The organism is Falsiroseomonas oryzae (assembly GCF_027856955.1).
Classification (GTDB): domain Bacteria; phylum Pseudomonadota; class Alphaproteobacteria; order Acetobacterales; family Acetobacteraceae; genus Falsiroseomonas; species Falsiroseomonas oryzae.
The window spans coordinates 1-1,188 of record NZ_JAPSMD010000832.1 but is presented as its reverse complement, the minus strand read 5'-3'; the positions used below and the strand labels follow the sequence as shown (position 1 = coordinate 1,188).

Annotated in this window: 1 protein-coding gene; it reads left to right on the top strand. The window is 76.6% G+C overall.

The genetic code is table 11. From position 1 onward, the window contains the following. Positions 1 to 1,188, top strand: a 1,188-nt coding sequence (locus OZN99_RS32060) for an SLBB domain-containing protein (RefSeq protein WP_270939232.1), incomplete at both ends; no start/stop codon positions are given.

Below are 1,188 nucleotides of genomic sequence, written 5' to 3'. Positions count from 1 at the left end.
ACCACACCGAGGCGTTCTTCGCCGAGCGGCTGGGGCTGGCGCTGCGGCAGTTCGGCTATGACAGCTTCCGAGCCGGCCCGGCGGCGACGCCTGTGGTCGGCGCGCTGCCCGACGACTACCTGGTCGGCCGCGACGACGAGCTGGTGCTGGCGCTGCGCGGCCGCACGCGCGCCACCCTGACGCTGCGCGTGCTGCGCGACGGCACCATCCTGCCGCCCGACCTCGCGCCCGTGCCCGCCGCGGGCCGCACCCTGCGCGAGCTGCGCGCCGAGCTGGAAGGCCGGATCGCCCGCGACATGCCGGGGACCGAGCTGTTCCTGACGATCGGCCAGGTCCGGCAGATCGCGGTGTTCGTCGGCGGGGAGGTGCAGCGGCCGGGGATGCAGGCGCTGACCGCGCTCTCCACCGTGCTGGACGCGCTGCAGCAGGCGGGCGGGGTGCGCAAGACCGGATCGCTGCGCGCGATCCGCGTGGAGGGGCCGTACGGCAGCCGCGTGGTGGACCTCTACGCGGTGATCGCCGGCGGCGGTGGAGCCGCCGATCTCCGCCTGCGCGAGGGCGAGCGCATCCTGGTGCCGGCGCTGGGCGGCGTGGTCGCGGTGGCCGGCGAGGTGACGCGGCCGGCGATCTACGAATTGCCGGCAGGGACCACCGCCGTGCCGCTGGCGACGCTGCTGCGCCTGGCGGGAGAGCCGCTGCGGCCGACCGGCAACCGCTTCCTGGTGCAGGGCACCGATGCCGCGGGCCGCCGCTCCTTCACCGAGCTGCGGCCGGGCGACCAGGTGCGCCGCGGCGATTCGGTGCTGGTCCAGCCCGGCGCCGACGTGGTCGCGAACCAGCTGCGCCTGGCGGGCCACGTCACCGCACCCGTCACCCGCGCCGCCGGCCGCAGCGGCACGGGTCTGCGCGGCCTGCTCTCCGACCCACGGCTGGTGCGGCCCGATCCCTACCCGCTGCTCGGCGTGGTGCTGCGGCTGGATCCGCAGACCCGCGTGCGCAGCTTCGTGCCCTTCGACCTGGCGCGCGCCATGCGCGGCGGCACCAACCCGCCGCTGCTGGAAGGCGACGAAGTGGTGGTGCTGGGCAATGGCGACGTCGCCTGGCTCGGCAGCCCGCCGGTGCAGCGCGCGCTGCGCGGCGAGGCGCCGCCGGGCGACGCCTGCCCGGCGCTGGTGCAGCTCGCGATCT